The 22,663-nt window shown below is 49.4% G+C and carries 17 protein-coding genes; 11 read left to right on the forward strand and 6 right to left on the reverse strand.

All coding sequences use genetic code 11. The annotated features are described in order from the left end of the window. Positions 1 to 120 precede the first annotated feature (120 nt). Complete coding sequence (locus G536_RS0105265; protein WP_084708491.1) at positions 121 to 906, reverse strand: class I SAM-dependent methyltransferase; 786 nt, start codon at positions 904 to 906, stop codon at positions 121 to 123. Between the two features lie 112 nt (positions 907 to 1,018). Here G536_RS0105265 and G536_RS0105270 point away from each other — a divergent pair, with 112 nt between their 5' ends. Beyond that, the gene (locus G536_RS0105270; RefSeq protein WP_169515046.1) at positions 1,019 to 1,696 is read left to right on the forward strand and encodes a hypothetical protein; all 678 of its coding nucleotides are present in this window, start codon (positions 1,019 to 1,021) and stop codon (positions 1,694 to 1,696) included. Positions 1,697 to 1,824: 128 nt separating this feature from the next. Then, positions 1,825 to 2,559: a hypothetical protein gene (locus tag G536_RS32045; RefSeq protein ID WP_157530422.1), complete on the forward strand. Its 735-nt coding sequence runs from the start codon at positions 1,825 to 1,827 to the stop codon at positions 2,557 to 2,559. Between the two features lie 29 nt (positions 2,560 to 2,588). Here the strand turns inward: G536_RS32045 and priA are convergent, their stop codons facing one another. The 5 genes from priA to rpsF all read right to left on the reverse strand — a co-directional run bounded on the left by priA (position 2,589) and on the right by rpsF (position 9,282). After that, positions 2,589 to 5,132 carry a replication restart helicase PriA gene (gene priA / locus G536_RS0105280; protein ID WP_022822543.1) on the reverse strand — a complete coding sequence of 848 codons (2,544 nt, stop codon included), beginning with the start codon at positions 5,130 to 5,132 and terminating at the stop codon, positions 2,589 to 2,591. Positions 5,133 to 5,349: 217 nt separating this feature from the next. Beyond that, entirely contained in the window at positions 5,350 to 7,857 is a 2,508-nt protein-coding gene (locus tag G536_RS31340) for a GSCFA domain-containing protein (protein WP_084708506.1), read from the reverse strand. Between the two features lie 242 nt (positions 7,858 to 8,099). Further along, positions 8,100 to 8,543 carry a 50S ribosomal protein L9 gene (gene rplI, locus G536_RS0105300; protein WP_022822547.1) on the reverse strand — a complete coding sequence of 148 codons (444 nt, stop codon included), beginning with the start codon at positions 8,541 to 8,543 and terminating at the stop codon, positions 8,100 to 8,102. 101 nt (positions 8,544 to 8,644) lie between these two features. Further along, positions 8,645 to 8,896, reverse strand: coding sequence for a 30S ribosomal protein S18 (rpsR, locus tag G536_RS0105305; protein ID WP_022822548.1), 252 nt, complete (start codon positions 8,894 to 8,896; stop codon positions 8,645 to 8,647). Positions 8,897 to 8,904: 8 nt separating this feature from the next. Continuing rightward, a complete protein-coding gene (gene rpsF, locus G536_RS0105310) occupies positions 8,905 to 9,282 on the reverse strand; it encodes a 30S ribosomal protein S6 (protein ID WP_022822549.1) in 378 nt (125 codons plus the stop codon). Between the two features lie 384 nt (positions 9,283 to 9,666). Here rpsF and G536_RS0105315 point away from each other — a divergent pair, with 384 nt between their 5' ends. The 9 genes from G536_RS0105315 (at position 9,667) to G536_RS0105355 (ending at position 22,663) form a co-directional block, all read left to right on the forward strand. Further along, the gene (locus G536_RS0105315; protein WP_022822550.1) at positions 9,667 to 11,028 is read left to right on the forward strand and encodes a c-type cytochrome; all 1,362 of its coding nucleotides are present in this window, start codon (positions 9,667 to 9,669) and stop codon (positions 11,026 to 11,028) included. Between the two features lie 148 nt (positions 11,029 to 11,176). Then, the gene (locus G536_RS0105320) at positions 11,177 to 14,215 is read left to right on the forward strand and encodes a TAT-variant-translocated molybdopterin oxidoreductase (RefSeq protein ID WP_022822551.1); all 3,039 of its coding nucleotides are present in this window, start codon (positions 11,177 to 11,179) and stop codon (positions 14,213 to 14,215) included. A 104-nt stretch (positions 14,216 to 14,319) separates the two neighbouring features. Then, complete coding sequence (gene nrfD, locus G536_RS26390; RefSeq protein ID WP_022822552.1) at positions 14,320 to 15,774, forward strand: NrfD/PsrC family molybdoenzyme membrane anchor subunit; 1,455 nt, start codon at positions 14,320 to 14,322, stop codon at positions 15,772 to 15,774. Beyond that, positions 15,767 to 16,291 (forward strand): DUF3341 domain-containing protein, encoded by a 525-nt coding sequence (locus G536_RS0105330; RefSeq protein ID WP_022822553.1) that lies wholly within the window; start codon positions 15,767 to 15,769, stop codon positions 16,289 to 16,291. Before nrfD ends, G536_RS0105330 begins: the two co-directional genes overlap by 8 nt. Further along, a complete protein-coding gene (locus G536_RS26395) occupies positions 16,291 to 17,055 on the forward strand; it encodes a c-type cytochrome (protein WP_051166844.1) in 765 nt (254 codons plus the stop codon). Before G536_RS0105330 ends, G536_RS26395 begins: the two co-directional genes overlap by 1 nt. Further along, positions 17,055 to 18,374 (forward strand): hypothetical protein, encoded by a 1,320-nt coding sequence (locus G536_RS0105340; protein WP_022822555.1) that lies wholly within the window; start codon positions 17,055 to 17,057, stop codon positions 18,372 to 18,374. Before G536_RS26395 ends, G536_RS0105340 begins: the two co-directional genes overlap by 1 nt. A gap of 86 nt (positions 18,375 to 18,460) precedes the next feature. After that, on the forward strand, positions 18,461 to 19,522 hold the full coding sequence (locus tag G536_RS0105345) for a cytochrome c oxidase subunit II (protein ID WP_022822556.1): 1,062 nt from the start codon (positions 18,461 to 18,463) through the stop codon (positions 19,520 to 19,522). A gap of 29 nt (positions 19,523 to 19,551) precedes the next feature. Beyond that, positions 19,552 to 21,414: a cytochrome c oxidase subunit I gene (locus tag G536_RS0105350; RefSeq protein WP_022822557.1), complete on the forward strand. Its 1,863-nt coding sequence runs from the start codon at positions 19,552 to 19,554 to the stop codon at positions 21,412 to 21,414. A 163-nt stretch (positions 21,415 to 21,577) separates the two neighbouring features. Then, positions 21,578 to 22,663, forward strand: a complete 1,086-nt coding sequence (locus G536_RS0105355) for a COX15/CtaA family protein (RefSeq protein ID WP_022822558.1) — start codon at positions 21,578 to 21,580, stop codon at positions 22,661 to 22,663.

Raw genomic sequence — 22,663 nt, forward strand, 5'->3', positions numbered from 1 at the left:
ATTGCCCTGTGCTATGAAGTGCCTGATGTGGCTATATCCGTAAAAGAAGCAGCCCCTTCCCAACCGATGATATAGTTGAAAAGAGGCTGCTATGCAGATGATTGATGGAATACAGTGGAACTACTGACGGCGGAAAATTAGAAGATGCTGCTGCGGCAATGCCTTGCTATTTTCTACAAACACCAGTCCTAGCGCCTCCATTTCTTTACGGACCTGCGCTTCGGTCATCTTATGAATACGCTTGATAGGTACGTTGGGGTCTTCGGCGCGGTATTCCACCAAGGCTACCCGGCCAGTAGGGCGCAGTGAATTGCGGATGGAGCGCATCATTTCCCGTGGGTGGTCGAACTCGTGGTACGCATCCACAATGAGTACCAAGTCAACCCCAGCCTTGGGAAGGTTAGGGTTTTGCACCGTACCCAAAATCGGCTCCACGTTCATGGCGTTATTGGAGGCCTTATGGTCGCGCAGGTATTCCACCATTTCCGGCTGGATATCCACGGCCAATACTTTGCCTTGCGGTACCAAAGGGCTGATACGGAACGAAAAATACCCCGTGCCTGCACCAATATCTGCTACTACATCGGTAGGCTTCAGCTTCAACTCCCGTAGCAAAACGTCGGTGCCTTCTTCTTCCTGTCGGTCGCCGCGCTCCAGCCATTCCGCCCCTTCGTGGCCCATGACGTGCGCAATCTGGCGGCCTTGGTAGTATTTGCCGATACCGTTGGGGTCTTGTGAAGGGCCTAAGCGGTAGCCACTGGTGTCAGTAGCATCAGATGATAGGCCAGCAGCAATGCGTTGCTCCGCAGCCATAGCCGAGGAACTCTCCATTGGAGTTTGGGTGCAGGCCGCAGGAAGCAATAACAAGGACAGCGAAGTTGTCCGAAGCAAAGAGGGGAAGAACATAGGCACGAGTGCAAATAAGTCGTGTTTAAGTAAACATCCTAACTGTCGGAAGCGTTCGACGGACTTTCAAAACAGTTGAGCTACCTGCTCAGACTAGGTGTTAGGGGCATCGATGATGTTATTTTTTCGTCCGTTCCCCAACTTGAAGCGTACAAACCTCGTTCCAGAACCTTCAAACAAACCTTTCTCCCTTATGAAACACCTTTTCAATACCCTGTCGAAGCTAGCTGCCGTTGCGGTTGTAGGCCTGAGTATCAGCAGCTGCAACCGTGCCGAGTACGCCATGTTGCCCAAAACTACGCCGTATCATGCTACCTACGGTAATGTAGCGAAGGTAGAACCTACCGCTCCAGCAACCTCGGATGCCGCGGTAGTAGCAGAGCCCGCAACTCCTCAAGTGGAAAAATCAGTAGCTGTTGAAGCGCCAGCACCTGCTACTACAGCAAAAGTCGCTGCTACACCTGCTGCACCATCTCGTACCACCCGCGCTGCTGCTCAGGCAGCGCAGTCTACCGCAGCTAGTAAGCCAAATTTTACGCAACGGTTGGCACTTAATAAAGTGACTAAGCAACTGAATAAGCTCACCAGCAAGGCGCAAATCAAGCAACACAGCGAAACGGCCAAAGCCAACGCCATCAGTGGTAACCTGCGTACGGGTATCATCCTATTGCTGATTGGTCTCTTAGTATCGCTGTTCAGCGGTATCAGCAGCATTTTTGGTTTGATTGGTGGTATTATCGCCATTATCGGCGTCATTTTCATCATTCTCTGGTTGCTTGACGAATTGTAGGCCACGCAATACATATACAACAGCCCCAACCAAGCTAATTGGTTGGGGCTGTTGTTTTTTGTGGTAGTTGATTTGCTAATTCAAAACCAATACTTGTTATTTATTATATTTTACTTCACTATTCTAATATGCTTCATCGTGGCAAGATTTTGTTTCTGGCTTTGCTGGCTATCGGTTGTCAGAGCACTCGAATTAGCACCATATTGCCAGCCACTGAAACGTATCGGTCTGATATAGCTATCCGTACCTCGGTACCTGTTACTCCAACTCCCCCAATCCTAATAGCTGCATTACCCACCGAAATTGCTCGGGAAGAGACAAAAAATATTTATTTAAGACCAGCTTCGACTTCCCTCTCGTTAGTGCCCGACACCACAGATAGAGCGTCAAAGACAGCGATAAGTGGCAAAGCAGACCCAACTACTACTGTAGTGAACAGCATTGGTGGTGCAATAGCCGCAGTAGGAATAGGAGTGGTAATCGCTAACTCCGGCGAAGCTCCTAAAACAGAATGGGGCGGCTTAGGCCAATTGATACTCTTTCTAGGAGGATTAATAATGGCCCTTCTAGGTCTTGGTTTGCTTTTCTTTCAAGGGAAGAATGGCCGCTTGCGCCGCTTAAGAGAAGCACGTAAAGCGGCTGCTTTGCCCTCTGCTCAAACTTCGGGGCAGACAATAGTGCCAGAATCCATAAATCCAGATGCCCGCGTAGGTCAAAAACCAAAGACAGGGTTTTGCTTGATGATAATTGGAGGAATAATGGGGCTATTGGGATTCTTGATTAGTGGTTACTTTCTGCTTCTGCTCCCTGTGGCCGTAATAGTGTTGCTGGTAGGTGCAGTCCTATCCATCGTGCAATCGTAGAAAGCAAATTGCCGATTTTCTGTTTGTCACTACATAGGGTCAACATCAGCCACAAAACGGGCTTGCTTGTAGTCCTTCTGGTCTTTCACCACGTTGATGGCCGCCAGAATATCTGCTTTGGCTGATTTGAGAACGGTATGTTCCCGGCTGAGCTTGATGGTGATTTCTTGCAAGTAGAAATTACGGATGCGGAAGATATACGGCGCTTCCGGCCCTAGCACAGCCTCACGGCCCAGTCGGGCTACCAACTCGCCAGTAAGCAGAATGGCAGCTCGCTCGCACAACAGCTGGTCCATGTGCTTGATCACCAATCGAATGACCCGCATAAACGGCGGGTAGCCGTGTTCACGCCGCTGCGTAATCTCGTAGTCGTAAAACTCCAGGTAGTCGTTACGAATCACCTTGTCGAAGATGACTTGCAACGGGTCGGCTGTCTGGATGATGACTTTGCCTTTTTTGCCTTTGCGTCCTGCCCGGCCGCTCACCTGCACAAACATCTGGAATGCCCGCTCGTGCGCCCGAAAATCGGGGTAGTGAATGATGCTGTCGGCGTTGATGATGCCCACGAGGCTCACGTTGGCAAAGTCCAGTCCCTTTGTTACCATCTGGGTGCCCACCAGAATGTTAGTTTTCTGCTGCTCGAAGTCGCCGATGATTTGTTGATAGGAGTTTTTGGCGCGGGTGGTATCCAGGTCCATGCGCTGTACGTTGGCTTGGGGGAGCATCACCTTCAGGTCGTCTTCTATCTTCTCGGTACCGAAGCCTACGGTTTTCAGGTTACGGGAACCACAAGCCGGGCATTCCACCGGCATCCGGTCGTGGTAACCGCAATAGTGGCAGCGTAGCTCGTGCGCCTGTTTATGGTAGCTCAAGCTTACGGCGCAGTTCATGCACTTTGGAATCCAGCCGCAATCCACACAATTGATGAACGGGGAATAGCCGCGCCGGTTCTGGAATAGAATCACCTGCTCTTTGAGGCTAAGCTTGGTTTCCATAGCTGTCAGCAACTCGGGCGTGAAGTGGTTGAGCATCTTCTTCGCATCCCGGCTCTTACGCGTGTCTACCAACTCAATTTCCGGTAAGCCTGCCTCCCCGAACCGCTTGCTAAGCGTAACAAGCCCATAGCGGCCGGTGCGGGTCTGGTAGAACGTTTCCACAGCGGGCGTTGCCGAACCGAGCAAGGTTTTGGCGCCCTGAAAATTAGCCATCATCAAGGCCACTTCGCGGGCGTTGTAGCGTGGGGCAGGATCGTACTGCTTGTAGCTCGATTCGTGCTCTTCGTCCACAATTACCAACGCGAGGTTATCGAACGGCAGAAACACTGCTGAGCGTACCCCAATTACCACCTGAAACCGCCCCGATAGTACCCCGTTCCACACCTCTACCCGCTCATTGTCGGAGAACTTGGAGTGATACACGCCCAGCCGAGAACCGAACACGCGCATTAACCGAGTAACAATTTGGGCCGTAAGGGCAATTTCGGGCAGCAAATACAGTACTTGGCCACCACCATCCAGCGCGTTACGAATTAGGTCGATGTAAATTTCTGTTTTGCCCGCACCTGTCACGCCGTGCAGCAGCACAATATCTTTGGTGTTGAACAAGCGCATCACTTCGTCGCGGGCCGTGGTCTGGGCTTCGCTCAGCGTGAAATGCATGTTGGCCTGCGTGGCATCATCTAGGGGGAAGCGCGACACAATTACATCGAACTGCTCTAATACCCCGTTCTTTATTAGGGTGTTGACAGCAGAAGGGGAGAGGTGCGGCGCCGATGTGAGGTAGGCTTTTTCGATGCCATTCTGGTTGGTAAACTCACTCTGGTACACGGGCACCTTTTGCAGGTAGCGCATCAGCACATCCAGTTGCTTGGGTCGGGCGGCCAGCTGCGCAAATAGGCTTTCCAGCGCAGCTTCAGCTACAAAATGATGCGCCAGCCGCACCTTTTTTACCACCTTCGGGGCGTATTTATCTGACAGGTGTTCAAACAGAAAAATCACGTCCTTCTGCATTAGGCTCTTAATCACCTTATGGAAGGATGCCACGCCCAGTAAATCACCCACTTCAGTAAAAGTTAATGATTTGCCGTCTTCGCCGGTGCTCAGCGTGTCCACAATCTTTTCTTCCTGCTCACTAAGTGGGTACGGATTCTCCTCGCGCACGAAAGCCGGATGCAATTGTACTCTCGATTCGGAGCTGAGCTTGAGAGCCGCTGGCAGCGCGGCATTTATCACCTCGCCCAACGTGCACATATAATAGTCGGCAATCCAGCGAACCAATTGGAGCTGCGGCTGCGTGACAACAGGAGCATCGTCGATAAACTCCAGGATATATTTAGCTTGGTATTCTTTGGGTGGCGTTTCGTGGACGGCCGCTACAATGCAACTTAGCGTCCGTTTGGCGCCAAACTGCACAATTACCCGTCCGCCAATCACCACTTGGTCGTTTAGCTCGTACGGGACGCGGTAGGTGTAGAGCTTGGGCAGCGGCAACGGTAGAATCACGTCGGCAAACAGCGTGACACGGTCAGCAGTCGATTCCGGCTGCGGCTGAACAAAGTCGAACGTAAGACTCAAAGGAGAAACAATCTGAAAGCGAAAGGTAAAGATAACAAGGTGCCGTGCCTACCGGGTGCGAGCACCAAGAAAATCGTTGAACGGTACAGCTATATAGCTTGTGGTACTGCTTGGCGCAACGTTCTGGCAGTTGGTCGGGACTATGCGTGATTACGGAAAGAAGAAGGCAGGAAAAAACAAAACCCGGTCCTATAGGGCCGGGTTTTGAAAAACTTAATTACGAGGCATCCGCTGCTTCATCGGACGCAGTTGGTTTGCGGCGCGACGGGCGTAGAGCTCGTTTAGGCTTCTCGGCAGGCGGCTCTGACACTACAGCGGGTTTCTGTGCAGCTTTCCGCCGACGGGTAGTTGGTACCGTAGCCGGTTGACTTATTACATCGGGCGCGGGAGCTTCAGGAGCAGTTTCGCTTGATTTAGTGGCAGCCTTCTTAGCCCGTGGTTTTGCCGTAGTCGAAATCGGGGTTTCGGCTGGGGCGTCTTCTGGTTTGTTCTTCTTGCTAGCTGGTCGTGTTCTTGTCTTCTTAACAACAGCAGCAAGGGGCAGTGCAACAGGGGTAGCTACATCGGTAGATACCGGCTCTACATTAGGTGTGGTGTTAGCCGAAGTAGAAGAATTAGTATCCACTAACTCTTTAGTCTCTGCTACGGGCATTGACTCCGTGGCTACAACCGGTGGTAGTTCGGCCGGCGCTGGCGCGGCAGTAGATGCTTTGCGAGTATTGAGCGTTGCCTGCCCAGAGCCACTTAGCCGCCCAGAAGCTCCTGTACCCCGAACCAACGGAATAGCGCTGACAACAGGTAGCCTTGTTGGAGTTGCAGATTGAATGGGAGCCGTAATTTCTTCGGTAGTGATTACCGGTGTATCAGCCGGAATGTCAACAGTATTGCTGGGGCCTGGTACACTCTGGAGAAGGGTAGGTTCAGTACTTGGTGTTACTGGCTCTTCTTCTGGAGTGGACGGTGTAGCGTATAACGCTTTAATGCGCGAATCAGGCCGGCGTGGCTTACGCAAGGCTGCCGCCCGCACTTCACTAGCTGAGCGGCCAGTACGAACTGGACGCTGGCCAACAGATGGTGCCACCTGTTCAGTATTGGTGCTTTGTTCAGTTTTTTCTGTTGCCTCTTCAGGAGAGGTTATTGGCGCAAGACTATCTAATTCCTCTACTTCATCATGGTCACCAGATGTCACTAGCTCCGGCGCCTCTATCGGAACTGAAGGGGTAACATCCGTTGGCACAACTGTAGCTGCTTCCGTGTTTTGCTTATTACGGCCCCTATTCCGGCGCGAAGAGCGTTTTCGGCGTTCCAATGCGGTTTGTAGAGGCACCTCCGGGTCAAGGGTTACCGCTGCGGGCGTCGCCTCAAGGGAATCCGCGTTGGTTGACGGACTGACAACTGCTGAGTTTTCAGTAAGTATATCCGTTTCCGCCGCCATTGTTGATCCTGACTCAGTTGTTGAGTCTGCTTCCTCCGCTAAGCGAATCGCTTGTTTTTTCTTGTTACGCTTGGCGCCGCCTCGGCTCCGGCGTTTTTTCTTGGGTAAAAACGTTTCTGTCATGGCCTCAGCCAAAGTTTCGGCCTCACTTACTGAATTATCGTCAAGCGTATCAGTAGTATCTACAGGCACTAGTATCGGTAATAACGTGGGCGTTACACCTTCCAATACTGCTGAGGAACCATCTCCAACATCAATTCGCTCTTCATCATCATCAAGCGCAATTTCTGGTACGGATACTGGTTTCGGCAGAGGTAGATTATCTAGCCGCTTGCGTACTTCCAGTATTTCCATGCGCATATCGGCCCGATTCGACAATTTTTCCAGCCGCTCCAGCGTGCCAAGTAAAAACTGCCGGTGTTCTGGTGATGCATCATACAACGGGCGATGATGCAGCGCTTGCTGTACCGCGTCCCATTCTTTCCGGAAACGGCCAAAATCTGCATCGAAATAAGTGCGGGCAAACCGCTCCCAGATATAATCTTCGGCAACCGGCGATGGATGCAGCATATCTGCTGCATAAAAGCGGTAGTCGCGCAAATCATCTAGCAGCAGTTCATACGCTGGAAAGTAAGATACGTCAGGCAACAACTCACTCAGGTAATGGCATGCTACGCGCAACACCGATTTGCTCACTGCATTTAGGGGCAGTGTATCCTTGAGATGTCGCACTGGGCTCACCGTCAGCACAAAGCGCAGTTCCGGATTTCGCAAGCGCAAATAGGCATGCGTTTCTGCTACGGCATTAATGATTTCGTCTGGTGTCAGCAACTCCTTGCTGAATTTCTCGGCAGGCATTTTGTGGCAATTGCTTACCAGTTCATCGGTTTCCTTCAAACGATATACCCACGCCGAGCCGAGGGTCAGAATCACTGTATCAGCTGTAGCCAGAAAAACTCCAGCGTCGCGTAATACCTGTTGCAGCGTCTGAAGCAGATCCACTGGCGAGTCGGCACCTAAGGTCGCATGCAAATCGTAGCTCTGCCATCGGCCGCGCGCTTCTACTAGGTGCTGCTGCCAATCAGTTTCTTCACCGGCAGCAGCTCGAAGCAGCTTGCAAGCAGAAAGTGGATTAAAGACTGTACCAAACGGATTGACAGAGGCTTGTACTTTGGCTTCAACCAGCCGAACTCCAATGGTATCAGAAAAGCAGGAGCCAATAGTCAGCACGCGTGCCGAAAGTGGCAGTTGCTGAGGAGTGGGGACGAGAGGTAATTCAGTGCGAAACATTCCAAACAAATACAGCCAATAACAGCCAACGGACAGGCAACCTACTCAACTTAGTTCGTTCAGCCAAAACTCGGATCTGGCCCAACACTCTAACACAATTTACTGCCAAGTCTCTAATAGCTTCTGGTAGTTACTGATAAGAAGCTAGATACTTGAAAGTGTATAGTACGTGCTTTCGGGCTATACAATCAAAAAAGGCCCGACTGTATAACAGACGGGCCCCTTCTAAAATTCAAGTGTGCTTACTCAGCTACTACGTTGAAGCGCACTTTGTGCTTCACTTCGCGGTGCAAGTCCACAGTAGCAGTGTACTCGCCTACAGCACCAGGCTCTTGGTCAAACGACAGGCGCTTGCGCTCCACATCGATGCCTTTGTTTTTAAGAGCTTCAGCCAGCTGAAGGGTGGTTACACGGCCAAATATTTTGCCGCTTTCACCCACTTTTGCCGGAATCTCAAGAACTACGTCCCCAATCTTATCAGCAATGGCTTGAGCGTCGCCTTTCACTTTGTCAGCCTTATGAGCAGCCTGACGGATGTTTTCGGCAACAATTTTCTTGTTGGTTTTGTCGGCTAGAATAGCCAAGCCTTGCGGCAGCAGGTAGTTGCGACCAAAACCGGGCTTCACCGTTACGGTGTCGTTCTTATAGCCCAGCCCCTTTACGTCGTCTTTCAGAATTACTTCCATGATTGTCTAAATTGTTGATTGCTAGTTGTTGGATTGTTGATTGAAAGGCGTCCTAGATGGTTAGCCATTTAACAATCAACAATCAACAATTCAACAACCATCTATTTCAAAGAGTCGGTTACGTACGGCATGAGGGCCAAGTGACGGGCTTTGGCCACGGCTTGGGCTACTTTGCGCTGGAACTTTAGGCTAGTGCCCGTGATGCGGCGGGGCAGAATGCGACCCTGCTCGTTCACGAACTTCAGCAGAAAGTTCGGGTCTTTGTAATCAACGTACTTGATGCCATTCTTCTTGAAACGGCAGTACTTCTTGCGGGTATCCTGCTTATGGATACGTTCGTTGGCGAGGCTCATATGCTAAATTACTGGGCTACGGCTTCCGATTGTTTCTGTGCTTTCTGCTGGTTCATCTCCCCGTTGCGGCGGCGCTGGCTGTACGAAACAGCATGCTTGTCCATAACAGTGGTGAGGAAGCGGATTACCCGCTCATCCCGACGGAAGGCAAGTTCCAGCGTATCCACGATGTTACCCGAGCCAGTGAACTCCACGAGGAAGTAATAGCCCGTATTTTTTTTCTGAATTGGATAAGCCAATTTCTTTAGGCCCCAAGCTTCAGTGTTGATGATTTCGGCGCTATTTTCCTTAAGCACCTGCGAGAACTTCTCGACCGTCTCTTGCACTTGGCCCTCGTTCAAAACGGGAGTCAAAATGAAGACCGTCTCGTAATTTCTTACTTCCATTACGACGGGGTAGAATTTGATGTGTGAAAAAAATTAATGAGCCGGCAAAGATACGGTTTTTCAGAAGCATTGCTTCGCCCAGGCTCTTAATTATTTATAGCTCTCATTTTTCTAACAATTTGTGAGTCAGAGAGCAAACCTCTTTCCCTTTTGTGGAGTTGCTAATGAAGCGGGTGGAGGAAAGGAAAGTTGAGCCTATTGGCTGTCGTTACTGCTGCCTACATCTATATAGTAATAGGTGCAAGGCAATGTTTTTAGAATCATTCTAAGCTAGCTCTGCGAGGCGAGAATTAGCCTGCTTGGGTTTGTTCTCTACGATTCCTAACCTACATTTGTGGCCTTGAAGCACCCCCCGCGTTTCTTTCTTTCCAGTAAAATTGTGCTATGAATAGCATTCGCCTACGTTCTTTTTCTCACTTCTTTCTAGCTCTGTTTCTGACGCTTGCAGCCGTAGGTAATTCCTCGGCGCAGGATGTAGGAGCGGCCCCGGCCGTGAGCAAAGAAGGGGTAACTCCCGGTAGCTCTAATGCCGGCAATGCTAGTGCCGCCGCTGCTCCTGCGGCTGCTGCAACTCCTGGTGCTGGTGGTGGTGATGCTGCCGCCATTGCAGCCGGTGATGCCCTTTTCAAAGGCAATTGTGCTCAGTGCCACGCTGTGAATGACGTGGTAGTGGGTCCTGCCTTGGCTGGTATCACTAAGCGCCGTCCGGTATCTTGGCTGATTCCTTGGATTAAGAATTCCAGCAAAGTAGTTGCCAGTGGTGACGAATATGCTGTGAAGCTCTTCAACCAATACCAGAAGCAGCAGATGCCTAGCTTTCAACTGTCGGATCAGGAAATTACTTCCATCCTAGCTTGGGTTACTTCACAGGAGGGTGGAGCCAAGGCCGCTACAGGTGGTGGAGCCGGAACCGACAAAGCAGACCCTGCAACAGATACCAAACTAGGTGCTGATGCTGGCGGTGCTGGTCAGTATGCCGATGTGCTGCTGATTGTGTTGGTAGTGGTGCTGATTGTACTGGTGGTAACACTGGTTATCATTGCCAATATCATGAAAGACGTACTGCGCGGTCGGAAAGACCTCGACGGCCGTGACGTTGAAATCTTGGAGCAGCGCTTCGACTGGAGCAAGCTTTACAAATCCTCGGCTATCCGGATTGGTGCTGGTGTGGTATTCACGCTGGTTATCCTGTACGAATCGGTGCAGGGTGCTATGGGCGTCGGCCTGACGCAAGGATATCAGCCCACTCAGCCAATTGCTTTCTCTCACAAGCTACACGCTGGCGAAAACCAGATCAACTGCGCCTATTGCCACACTTCAGTGTACAAGAGCAAGTCAGCTAACATCCCGTCGGCTAACATCTGTATGAACTGCCATTCGCAGATCAAAACTGAGTCACAGGAAATCAAGAAAATCTACCGCGCTATTGAGCGTAAGCAGCCTATCCAGTGGGTGCGTATTCACAACCTACCTGACTTGGCTTACTTCAACCACTCGCAGCACACACAAGTTGGTGGTATTGAGTGCCAGACTTGCCACGGCCCTATCCAGAATATGGAGGTAGTATATCAGTATTCGCCGCTGACTATGGGTTGGTGTATCAACTGCCACCGCGAAACCCCACTCAACACGAAGGGTAACGGCTACTACAACAACTTAGTGAAGCTGCATGACCAAGCCAATGGTGCAGCACCATTCACAGTATCGTCAAACGGCGGTACGGAATGCTCTAAGTGCCACTACTAACTGATTGATTTCGCTTGGGTCTTTGAGCACGTAGTCCAAAGGTTCAAGCGAAATCCGTAATCATAAGTCACCTAACACAAGCCTTCAAACTTAAGATGCCAAGATGCATTAAGCATCACATCTTAAGACCCATAAGTCTCTATAACAAATGCAAGACTCGCCTAAGTACTGGAAGGGAATTGAGGAATTAGAGAACTCACCCGAGTTCACCAAAAACGCGTTCAGCGAGTTTGGAGATTTCTTGCCCATGAAGGAAGCTCATGGCTCTTCGGATGCCACAGTTGCTCCACGTCGTGATTTCCTCAAGCTTATGGGTTTCGGTATTGCGGCTGCTACGTTAGCTAGCTGCGAAACTCCCATTCGCAAGGCAATTCCTTACCTCAACAAACCCGAAGAAGTAGATCCAGGTATTGCTAACTTCTACGCTTCTACCTACTTCAACGGTTCGGATTACAACAGCATTCTGGTAAAGACTCGTGAAGGTCGTCCGATAAAGCTGGAAGGCAATCCGGAGTCACCTATCACGCGTGGTGGTTTGTCAGCTCGTGCACAGGCTGCTGTTCTAAATCTGTATGATAAAGGACGTTTGCAGCACTTCACAATTAAGGGCAACAAAGCAGACAAGGATAAGGTCGATCAGGAAATTCGGACTAAGCTGGCAGGTGCCACAGGACGGATTGCCATTGTTTCGCCGACAATCATCAGCCCAAGCACTAAGAAAGTTATTGCGGAGTTTGCGGCCCGGTATCCCAATACCGAGCATGTCATGTACGATGCCAACTCGCAATCGGCATTGCTGCGGGCTAATGGCGGCGTATTACCTGCGTACGATTTCAGCAAGGCCGATGTAATTGTAGGCTTGGGAGCTGACTTCCTTGGCACTTGGATTTCTCCGGTGGAATTCGCTGCTCAGTACGTGACGAACCGTAAGGTTTCGAGCGAAAAGAAAAGCATGTCGCGGCACTACCAGTTTGAGACGATGCTGACGCTGACAGGTTCGAATGCTGATGTGCGCGTTCCTGTTAAACCCTCTGAAATGGGTGCTACTACGTTGGCTCTGTACAACGAAGTAATAGGTGGCGGTAGTGCTGGTTCCAGCAAGGAAATTAAGAAAGTAGCCTCTGACTTGAAAGCAGCACGAGGCCGTAGCCTCGTGGTGTCAGGTTCCAACGATGTTGCTATCCAGACTCTGGTGGCCGCCATCAACCAAAGCCTAGGCAACGTAGGTACCTCCGTTGATTTAACGACCCCTTCGTTGGTACGTCAGGGAGATGATGCCCGCTTACTGCGATTGGTGAATGACATGAATGCTGGTAGCGTTGGCGCTGTTATCTTCTATAACGCCAACCCTGCATACGATCACCCGCTGGCAGAAAAGGTTAAAAGCGGAATTGCTAAGGTTCCAGTGAGCATCTCTCTCAATGACCGTCTGGACGAGACAGGTGCCCTTTGCTACTATGCTTGCCCTGACCATAACTTCTTGGAGTCATGGAATGACTTCGAGCCCAAACGTGGATACCTCAGCCTATCCCAACCAGCCATTTCGCCTCTGTTCGCAACGCGCCAAGCGCAGGATAGCTTACTGATTTGGTCTGGAAATACCAAGTCTTACTATAACTACCTGCGCGACTCTTGGCGTGGTGTACTTGCTGGTGACTTCCAGAAAGCTTGGGATAAAGCAGTACATGACGGGGTAGCAACAGGCACACTTGCTCCTGCAACACAGCCGCAACTCGCACCGACGATGTCGGTGGACCAAGCTGTTTCTGCTGTTACTGCCTCACCTAAGGTTACGGGTGTAGAGCTATGCCTATATGAGAAAGTAGGCATTGGTGCCGGTGGCTGCGAGGCCAACAACCCGTGGCTTCAGGAACTTCCCGACCCGGTTACCAAAGCCACTTGGGGTAACTACGTTGCCGTTCCACGCGACATGGCGGTAACCAATAAGTGGGAGCAAAATGATGTGCTCAAGGTTTCGGTCAATGGTGCCAAACCAATCGAGCTTCCCGTTCTGATTCAGCCAGGTCAGGCTAAAGGGAGTGTCAGCATTGCTATCGGCTACGGCCGCGAGAAGGCTGGCCGGGTAGGCGACAGTGTAGGTGCAAACGTATATCCTCTAGCCGTTGTCCGCGACAATAGCTTGGTGTATTCTAATGTAGTGCAGCTAGAAAAAACTGGTGCTACTTCTCCGATTGCCCAAACCCAGACTCACCACACCATCATGGACCGTAAGTCCGTGGTGCAGGAAGCTACTCTAGCACAGTATATCAAGAATCCTAAGGAGGTAACGGAATACGAAACTATTTCCACTCCCGATGGACCACAGAAGCCAAACAAGGTTTCTCTGTGGCAGGATTACGAATACAAGAACCACCATTGGGGTATGTCCATTGACCTCAACTCGTGCATTGGCTGTGGCTCATGCGTGATTGGGTGCCAGGTGGAGAACAACGTTGCGGTTGTAGGCAAACAAGAAGTAATCAATCGTCGCGAGATGCACTGGCTGCGTATCGACCGTTATTACAGCTCGGATGCCCACAAGGAAGATTTCGAGGAAAAAGGTAAGCTCGCAACCTACGAGGCTATGGAGCACCCCTCGGAAAACCCATCGGTTATTTTCCAGCCGATGATGTGTCAGCATTGCAATCATGCTCCTTGCGAAACGGTTTGCCCCGTACTTGCTACTACGCACAGCTCGGAAGGTCTTAACCAGATGACGTATAACCGTTGCGTAGGCACTCGTTATTGCGCCAACAACTGTCCATACAAGGTTCGTCGTTTCAACTGGTTCTCTTACTACTCCAACGAGAAGTTCGAGGACGTGAACAGCCACATGTTCACTGATCTAGGCCGCATGGTGTTGAACCCAGACGTAACTGTAAGGGCACGTGGTGTGATGGAGAAGTGCAGCTTCTGCGTACAGCGTATTCAGCTTGCTAAGCTTGAGGCTAAGAAAGAAAAGCGCCGTCCGAAAGACGGAGAAGTCGTGACTGCTTGTGCTCAGTCTTGCCCAACCCAAGCTATTACATTCGGCGATTTGCGTGATCCGGAAACCCGCGTTGCTCAAATATGGCGCCGTGAGGATGGTGAGCGCGCTTTCAAGGTAATCGACTCAATCAATACCCAGCCGAATATCACGTACCTGACTAAAATCCGTAATAGAGATAAGTCGGAGTTTAACGCCTAAGCCAGATCTGGGGTCTGGGGATTTAGAACCTTGGATTTCGTGTTAGGCTGAAAGAGGAGAAATTCAGTTCTGAGTGCCCAAACCCTACTAAAATTAATAAACATATGCAGCACGTATCGCCTGTACGGGAGCCGCTCGTAACCGGGGGGAAAACGTACCACGATGTAACCCAGGATATCTGCCGTCAGGTAGAAGCCAAGCCTAACATCCGTTGGATGGCAGCCCTGAGCGTTGCTCTTTTCTTTCTTGGCGTATTCCTCTATTCAGTATACCGGACCTTGTGGTATGGTATAGGGGAGTGGGGCTTGAACAAAACAGTAGGTTGGGCTTGGGACATCACCAATTTCGTGTGGTGGGTTGGTATTGGCCACGCTGGTACGCTGATTTCGGCAGTACTGCTGCTGTTTCGTCAGAAGTGGCGCACCTCTATCAACCGCGCCGCCGAGGCAATGACCATCTTTGCCGTTATATGTGCCGCTATGTTCCCGGTGTTGCACATGGGGCGGCCCTGGTTGGCTTATTGGGTGTTTCCCTTGCAAAATACATTCGGTTCGTTATGGGTAAACTTTAACTCTCCGTTGCTGTGGGACGTGTTTGCCATTTCGACTTACTTCACTGTGTCTCTGGTGTTCTGGTACACGGGCTTGGTTCCTGACTTTGCCACCATCCGTGACCGTGCTAAAGGTCCTATTGCTAAAGTAGCATACTCACTGCTGAGCATGGGCTGGAAAGGTTCTGCCAAGCACTGGTCGCGTTACGAAACTGTGTCGTTGATTCTAGCTGGTGTATCAACCCCGCTGGTACTATCTGTTCACACTATTGTGTCAATGGACTTTGCTACCTCGGTTGTACCGGGCTGGCACACGACGATCTTCCCACCCTATTTTGTGGCCGGGGCTATCTTCTCAGGTTTCGCTATGGTACTCACGCTGATGCTCATCACGCGGGTTGTGTTTAAGCTGGAAGACTATATTACTCTTGAGCATATTGCCTTGATGAACAAAATCATGATGGTAACAGGTTCAATTGTGGGGGTTGCATACATCACTGAGTTCTTCATTGCTTGGTACTCGCAGGTGGAGTTTGAGCAGTATGCATTCGTCAACCGCGCCACTGGCCCCTATTGGTGGGCATACTGGTCGATGATGACCTGCAACGTAATTACGCCACAATTGGTGTGGATTCGCCGAGTGCGTTACAGTATCCCGCTTACGTTCATCCTCTCCATTATCGTTAACATTGGTATGTGGTTCGAGCGATTTGTAATTATAGTAACTTCCCTGCACCGCGACTATTTGCCTTCGAGCTGGGCTATGTTCTCTCCCTCGATTATTGACATTGGTATATATGTGGGCACAATGGGCTTGTTCTTTACCTTGTTCCTGCTGTTTGCCAAGTTCTTCCCAGTTATCAATATGGCCGAGGTGAAATCGGTTCTGAAGTATACCGTGGACAATGGCCCAACTTACACTGGCAACCATGGTCATCACCAAGCTCATCAACCAGCCACCCACGGGGTTCCTGCTTCGGCACCCGTAAATTATGACAAGCATGAGTAAGCGCTTTGCCCTCGGAATCTTCGATGACGAAGATGTGCTACTGCACGCAATTGAAAACGTCCGCGAAGCGGGAGTGAAGATCTACGAAGTATTTACTCCCTTCCCAATTCACGGTATTGATGACGCATTGGGCATAGAACGTTCCCGTTTGCCGATTGCGGCCTTTTTTCTAGGCATGACAGGGTTGTCATTCGCTTTGTGGATGCAGATCTACATGTTGGGTTTCGACTGGCCAATGATTATTGGTGGTAAGCCGCATATTGCCCTGCCAGCTTTCATTCCGGTTGCCTTCGAGTTGACGGTGTTCTTCACCTGTCACGGTATGGTTATCACTTTCTACACCATCAGTAGCTTATATCCACGCTGGAAAACTCCGGTACTAGATGTGCGCTCGACCGACGACAAGTTTGTGGTGGCTATAGAAATGAATGAAAAAATTGATCTGAATCATCTGACACAACTGTTGCGTGCTAATGGCGCATCGGAAGTGAACGAAAAAGAAATGACCAAATTCTAATGACGCATTCGCTGAAACTAGGTTTGCAAGCGTCGGCTATTCTGTTTGCTTCAGTGCTGACAACTGGTTGCAACCGTGCCGATGACCCCGGCCTCGAGTATGCACCACAGATGTATGAGTCTATTCCGTACGATCCGCTGCGGCAGTTCGATGTTAACACCATCAACCCGATGGGCATCAACGAACGGACACCAGTAGTAGGCACTGTGCCAATGGGTAAGCTCAATTATTACTCGCATATCCCAAAGGATAGTGTTGGAATAGCGGAGCGAGTGTTGAAAAACCCTTATTCCTATACAAAGGATAACTTACAAGAAGGGCAAGTACTTTACGTGCGTAACTGTCAGCATTGCCATGGTGAGCAAGGCGACGGGCAGGGTCCGGTAGGGGTAAAGTTTAAAGGCGTTCCTAACTATTCTGCTGGTGCCTACAAAACCATGAATGATGGGCATATATACCATGTCATCCAGTGGGGGCGCAACCGTATGATGCCACACGGCTCACAGGTTAACCCTAGTGAGAGATGGAAGATTGCTATGTATGTGCGCATGCTTCAGGAAGGTAAAGGTCCCGATGGACTGTCTGACTTTCTGAAGGCAAAAGGACAGGACGCCGGCCAAACCTCCGAGTCTACGGATTCTCAGAACCAAGGACCTGTTCAAGAAGCTCAAGCTGATAAAGCTTCGGCGACACCGGGCCAGGGTGGAACGGAAGCACGAAACGGAACGAATAAATCAAGCGAAACGGCTAACCCGCAGAACTAATGGCAACACTGACGCATCAGGAAAGCGTTACAGCCGAATACCTACAGGTTTCGTCTAACGCCCGAAAAAGATTCATCATTATCATCGTTGCTGGTGTAATCCTGCTAGTGATAGGGCTGTTACTGGCTGCATTCCACATTGGCGAAGCAGCACATGAAGGAGTGGCAGCACACGGTGCCACAGCTGGCCATGAAGGAACCGCTCACCATGGTAGCCCAATCTGGATAAAGCGTCTGTTGGTTAGCCTATGGCATAACAACGTGTTCTTCACCGGGGTATCGGTAGTAGGCACTGTGTTTATGGCCATCCAATACGTGGCATATGCAGGCTGGTCTGTGCTGATAAAGCGCATCAACGAAGCTATGAGCGCTTGGGTGTTGCCCGGTGGCGTATTGCTAGTTCTGATTTTTGGCGCCAGCTTGATCAACAATGACATCTTCCATTGGACGCTACCAGGGATTATGACGAAAGGCAGCCCTAACTACGACCACATCATTGCTGGTAAAGCAGGGTTTCTAAGCGTTCCTTTCTACTTAATTCGGACAATTTCATATATCACCATCTGGGTTGTTTTCACAAACAAGCTGAGAGCTTTATCCTTAGCCGAAGACCTTAATGGTGGAACTGAGTATTTCCACAAGAGTATTACTGCATCTGCATTATTTCTGGTGCTATTCGCTGTTACCTCTTCAATGTCGGCTTGGGACTGGGTTATGTCTATTGACACTCATTGGTTCTCAACAATGTTCGGTTGGTACGTATTTGCTTCTTGGTGGGTATCGGGCATTGCTGCTACTACTCTGTGTGTGATTATTTTGAAGCAAATGGGCTACCTCTCATTTGTACAAGCTGGCCACTTGCATGACTTGGGTAAATTTATGTTTGGCTTTAGCATCTTCTGGACTTACGTATGGTTCTCGCAGTTCATGTTGATCTGGTATGCCAACTTACCCGAGGAGTCTGTTTACTTCAATCAGCGCTTAGGTGGCTTTAACGGCCAGTATACTTGGCTGTTTTTCTTCAACCTGCTAATCAACTTTGCTTTCCCCTTCTTAGTGCTGATGACACGTGACGCTAAACGTCAAATGATCATGCTAAAGATTGTTAGCATTGCTATTCTGATTGGTCACTGGTTTGACTTCTATTTAATGATCATGCCTGCAACTATGCAGGCAAATAATGGGTTCATCATAGAGTTCGGGGTAGCGTTGGTGTTCTTGGGTAGCTTCCTATTGTTGCTTACCAAACGTCTGTCACAAGCATCATTGGTGCCATTGCACCATCCGTTCTTGGACGAGAGTGTTCACCATACCACTTAATATTAGAACTAGGTCAATGGAGCTTGGGCTGTAGATTCTCGCTCTTACGCTTCAGTGTCTAAGTTCTTGTTTCTAACTTCTACAAAATGACTACTCTTGGTGTTTTGTTGGTACTGGCGTTACTACTAGTCGTTTTCGGCTTGTTGTTTCGACTCCAGATTCTGACTTCAATTTTTTCTGGTAGCTCGGCCCGCGAACTTGGAACTAGCAACCGCGTCAATGCGGTGCTTATGATCGTGTTCCTAGTGGTTGGCGGGGCTGCGTTTGCTTGGTCATTCGGCGATAACTTCAATAAAATGAATCCGCCGATTGCCTCCGTTCATGGTCATGCCACCGAGCGGATGTTCTGGACCACGATGATTATCATTGGAATTGTATTCGTACTGACTCAGGTTCTGTTGTTCGGTTACTCTTACAAATACCAGCATAAAGAAGGCCAGCGTGCTTACTTTTTCCCTCACAACAACAAAATCGAGATTATCTGGACGATAATCCCAGCTATTGTAATGGCTGCACTGGTGTTTGCCGGCTGGAAAGAATGGACTCGTATTACTGGTCCAGCCCCTAAGGATGCTGTAGTTTTGGAAATCATGGGTAAGCAATTCAACTGGTTGGTACGCTACCCTGGCCGCGACATGAAGCTAGGTGTTGTAAACTACCGCTTGATTGATGCTACCAATGAATTTGGCTTCGACTTGAGTGATAAATCAGGTTTAGATGACTTCGTACCAGGTGAGATTCACATCCCTAAGGGACACCCGGTGTTGCTTAAGATCCGCTCACGCGATGTACTACACGCAGTATATATGCCGCATTTCCGCGTGCAGATGTATGCTGTGCCAGGCATGCCAACCAAATTCTGGTTTACACCAACCAAGACCACTGATGAGATGCGCGCCCAACTCGGCAATCCAAAGTTCGATTACGAGTTGGCTTGCAACCAGATTTGTGGCCGTGGTCATTTTGCAATGAAGTACAAGATTATAGTTGATGAGCCAGACGATTACGTTGCTTGGTTCTCTCAGCAAAAGTCTTTCTCTGAACAGAACCCTGACGTGTTAGCTTCCTTGAAACAGAAAGAGGAAAAGCTAGTTGTTAAGAAAGCAGCGGCAGTAATTGAAACGCCTGCTGCTAAGGCTTCGCTCTAATTTCACTTAGTTAATCGCACGCTTTTTATATGGCTGCTAATCTTCCAACGCAAGCACAAGTGCAAGGTGGTATCGGTGTAACCGAGTCACAGATTACGCACGACGAGCACGCGCTACATGATGATCATCATCATGACCAGCACTGGCTCTTCAAGTACGTATTCAGCACTGACCACAAGGTTATTGCCAAGCAATTTCTGATTACGGGTATTTTCTGGGCTATCCTAGGAGGTACACTATCTAGCTTATTCCGTCTGCAACTTGGCTGGCCAGAGTCTACCATGGAATGGTTGACTCCAGTGTTAGGTAAGTGGGTAGAAGCTGGTAAGCTAAATCCTGAGTTTTACTTGGCGCTTGTAACTATGCACGGTACCATCATGGTATTTTTCGTGCTGACTGCTGGTTTGTCGGGTACTTTCTCCAACTTCCTAATTCCACTGCAAGTTGGAGCCCGAGACATGGCTTCCGGCTTTATGAACATGTTGTCGTACTGGTTCTTCTTTGTATCAGGCGTTATCATGTTTATTTCCATTTTCTTGGAAACTGGTCCTGCTGCCGCCGGTTGGACAATCTATCCACCTTTGAGTGCATTACCACAAGCTATTCCTGGCTCTGGTATGGGTATGACGTTGTGGTTGGTATCGATGGCACTGTTCATTGTGTCGCAGTTGCTTGGTGGTGTTAACTATATCACCACAGTCATCAACTTGCGTACCCGTGGCATGAGCATGAGCAAACTGCCTCTCACAATCTGGTCGTTTTTCTTAACGGCTGTACTTGGCTTGCTTTCTTTCCCAGTACTTTTCTCGGCTGCTCTGCTACTTATTTTTGATCGTAGCTTTGGTACCAGCTTTTTCCTGTCGGATATCTACATTGCCGGTCAAGCTTTACCAAACGTAGGTGGTTCGCCTATTCTGTTCCAGCACTTATTCTGGTTCCTTGGTCACCCTGAAGTGTACATTGTAATCATGCCCGCTATGGGTATGGTATCAGAAATTCTGGCTACCAATTCGCGCAAGCCGATTTTTGGCTACCGTGCCATGATCGGGTCATTGTTGGGTATATCCTTGTTGTCATTTGTTGTGTGGGCTCACCACATGTTCATAACGGGCATGAACCCCTTCTTAGGGTCGGTGTTTATGTTCTTGACGCTCATCATTGCGGTTCCTTCAGCAGTTAAGACTTTCAACTGGCTAGCAACTTTGTGGAGAGGCAATATTCGTTTCACGTCGGCTATGCTTTTCTCAATTGGATTTGTGTCGTTGTTTATATCGGGTGGTTTGACCGGCATTATCCTTGGTAATGCAGCATTGGACATTCAGATGCATAACACGTACTTTGTGGTAGCTCACTTCCACTTGGTAATGGGCAGCTCAGCATTCTTTGGTTTGTTCGCTGGGGTATACCATTGGTTCCCTAAGATGTTCGGCCGTATGATGGATGAGAAGCTTGGCTACATTCACTTCTGGTTGACTTTCGTTGGCGTGTATCTTGTGTTCTTGCCGATGCACTATGTAGGCATTGCCGGTTTCCCACGCCGTTATTATGCTTGGACTGGTTTCGATATGTTTAGCCAATTCGCAGACCTCAACAAGTTCATTTCGATTGCGGCTATCTTGGCATTCTTCGCTCAATTCGTTTTTGTCTTCAACTTCTTTTACAGCATTTTCCGCGGCCGTCGTGCTACTGAGAATCCATGGCGTTCCACTACTCTGGAATGGACTACGCCAGTGGTGCCTGGTCACGGCAACTGGCCTGGCGAAATTCCTGCTGTTTACCGTTGGCCTTATGACTACAGTAAACCAGGAGCAGAAGACGACTTTATTCCTCAAAACGTACCGTATTCGAAGACTACATCTTCGAACCTACCATATGAGAATGACAACGAGTAGAGTTAATTGAAACTTCTCGAAAAAAGGGCTGCTGTATTTACGGCGGCCCTTTTTCTTTGCTGTTTATTACCCTACTAGTCCACTCAGAAAAGAGCAGTTGTGTAGCACATTTTGTGTAATACAACTGTTTACCTATTGGCTTCTTCGTACTTCAAGTAAATCTATGGCTCAACCACTTTTTGTGCGCCGCTTTCGATTCTTTGGCATTGTGACCATCGTGGCTGTGTACCTTTTAATTCTAGTAGGAGGGATTGTCAGAAGCACTGGATCAGGTATGGGCTGTCCTGATTGGCCTAAATGCTTTGGCACTTGGATACCTCCAACGCAAGTCAGCCAATTACCTACAGGCTATAAGGAAATCTATACTGCCCAGAGAGTGGCTAAGAATCAAAGGTTAGCTAAAACGCTGGAGCGTCTGGGCTTTAAGCAAGTTGCTGGGCAAATATTTGCACATCCTACCCAATACATCGAAACTGACTTCAATGCTACTAAGACATGGATAGAATATGTGAACCGTCTTTTAGGAGCACTGATTGGCATATTTATTTTTATAACAGTTGTATTGGCAATGCCTTATTGGCGACGTGACCGGACCATATTTTGGCTGGCTTTTGGGTCGTTTTTACTAACTGGATTTCAGGGTTGGCTCGGTTCATTGGTGGTATCAACCAACTTACTTCCAGAACTCGTGACAGTACACATGGCGCTTGCCTTGCTAATTGTTGCCATGTTGATTTATGCGGTTGACCGTTCGCAACAAAACAAGCTTGTCGAAGCGACTTCAAATGGCACGGTTTCCGACAAATTGATGCCGCTGCTTGTACTGGCCGTGTTGTGTACATTCGGGCAGATTGTGCTTGGTACTCAAGTTCGGGAGCAAATAGATGTGGTGGCCATGGCTTCTAATTATCTGGGGCGGGCTGAGTGGGTGGAACAGCTAGGTAGCTTGTTCAAAGTGCACCGCACCTTTTCGCTTGTGTTGCTAGGCCTCAATCTGTATATCGGCTACCAGTTGCTCAAGACTCGCCATGTACCCTTACAACGGCTCGCAACAGCCGTAATGGCATTGCTAGGCGTTGAAATCATGGCTGGAGTGATATTGGCTTATTTGGCGCTACCAGCTGCTGTGCAGCCTATTCACTTGACGGTAGCTACTGTGCTGTTTGGAGTGCAGTTTCTAACCTTAACTCATTACGCTCAGCAATTGAAAATGCAAAGGCAGGCCGCTTATGCGGGCGTTGTTGCGTAA

Source organism: Hymenobacter norwichensis DSM 15439, assembly GCF_000420705.1.
Classification (GTDB): domain Bacteria; phylum Bacteroidota; class Bacteroidia; order Cytophagales; family Hymenobacteraceae; genus Hymenobacter; species Hymenobacter norwichensis.

What these genes read in the sequence shown, in the direction of transcription:
- G536_RS0105265 (WP_084708491.1), bottom strand. Translation starts at nt 906, where the DNA reads ATGTTCTTCCCCTCTTTGCTTCGGACAACTTCGCTGTCCTTGTTATTG.
- G536_RS0105270 (WP_169515046.1), top strand. Translation starts at nt 1,019, where the DNA reads ATGATGTTATTTTTTCGTCCGTTCCCCAACTTGAAGCGTACAAACCTC.
- G536_RS32045 (WP_157530422.1), top strand. Translation starts at nt 1,825, where the DNA reads ATGCTTCATCGTGGCAAGATTTTGTTTCTGGCTTTGCTGGCTATCGGT.
- G536_RS31340 (WP_084708506.1), bottom strand. Translation starts at nt 7,857, where the DNA reads ATGTTTCGCACTGAATTACCTCTCGTCCCCACTCCTCAGCAACTGCCA.
- rplI (WP_022822547.1), bottom strand. Translation starts at nt 8,543, where the DNA reads ATGGAAGTAATTCTGAAAGACGACGTAAAGGGGCTGGGCTATAAGAAC.
- rpsR (WP_022822548.1), bottom strand. Translation starts at nt 8,896, where the DNA reads ATGAGCCTCGCCAACGAACGTATCCATAAGCAGGATACCCGCAAGAAG.
- rpsF (WP_022822549.1), bottom strand. Translation starts at nt 9,282, where the DNA reads ATGGAAGTAAGAAATTACGAGACGGTCTTCATTTTGACTCCCGTTTTG.
- G536_RS0105315 (WP_022822550.1), top strand. Translation starts at nt 9,667, where the DNA reads ATGAATAGCATTCGCCTACGTTCTTTTTCTCACTTCTTTCTAGCTCTG.
- G536_RS0105320 (WP_022822551.1), top strand. Translation starts at nt 11,177, where the DNA reads ATGCAAGACTCGCCTAAGTACTGGAAGGGAATTGAGGAATTAGAGAAC.
- nrfD (WP_022822552.1), top strand. Translation starts at nt 14,320, where the DNA reads ATGCAGCACGTATCGCCTGTACGGGAGCCGCTCGTAACCGGGGGGAAA.
- G536_RS0105330 (WP_022822553.1), top strand. Translation starts at nt 15,767, where the DNA reads ATGAGTAAGCGCTTTGCCCTCGGAATCTTCGATGACGAAGATGTGCTA.
- G536_RS26395 (WP_051166844.1), top strand. Translation starts at nt 16,291, where the DNA reads ATGACGCATTCGCTGAAACTAGGTTTGCAAGCGTCGGCTATTCTGTTT.
- G536_RS0105340 (WP_022822555.1), top strand. Translation starts at nt 17,055, where the DNA reads ATGGCAACACTGACGCATCAGGAAAGCGTTACAGCCGAATACCTACAG.
- G536_RS0105345 (WP_022822556.1), top strand. Translation starts at nt 18,461, where the DNA reads ATGACTACTCTTGGTGTTTTGTTGGTACTGGCGTTACTACTAGTCGTT.
- G536_RS0105350 (WP_022822557.1), top strand. Translation starts at nt 19,552, where the DNA reads ATGGCTGCTAATCTTCCAACGCAAGCACAAGTGCAAGGTGGTATCGGT.
- G536_RS0105355 (WP_022822558.1), top strand. Translation starts at nt 21,578, where the DNA reads ATGGCTCAACCACTTTTTGTGCGCCGCTTTCGATTCTTTGGCATTGTG.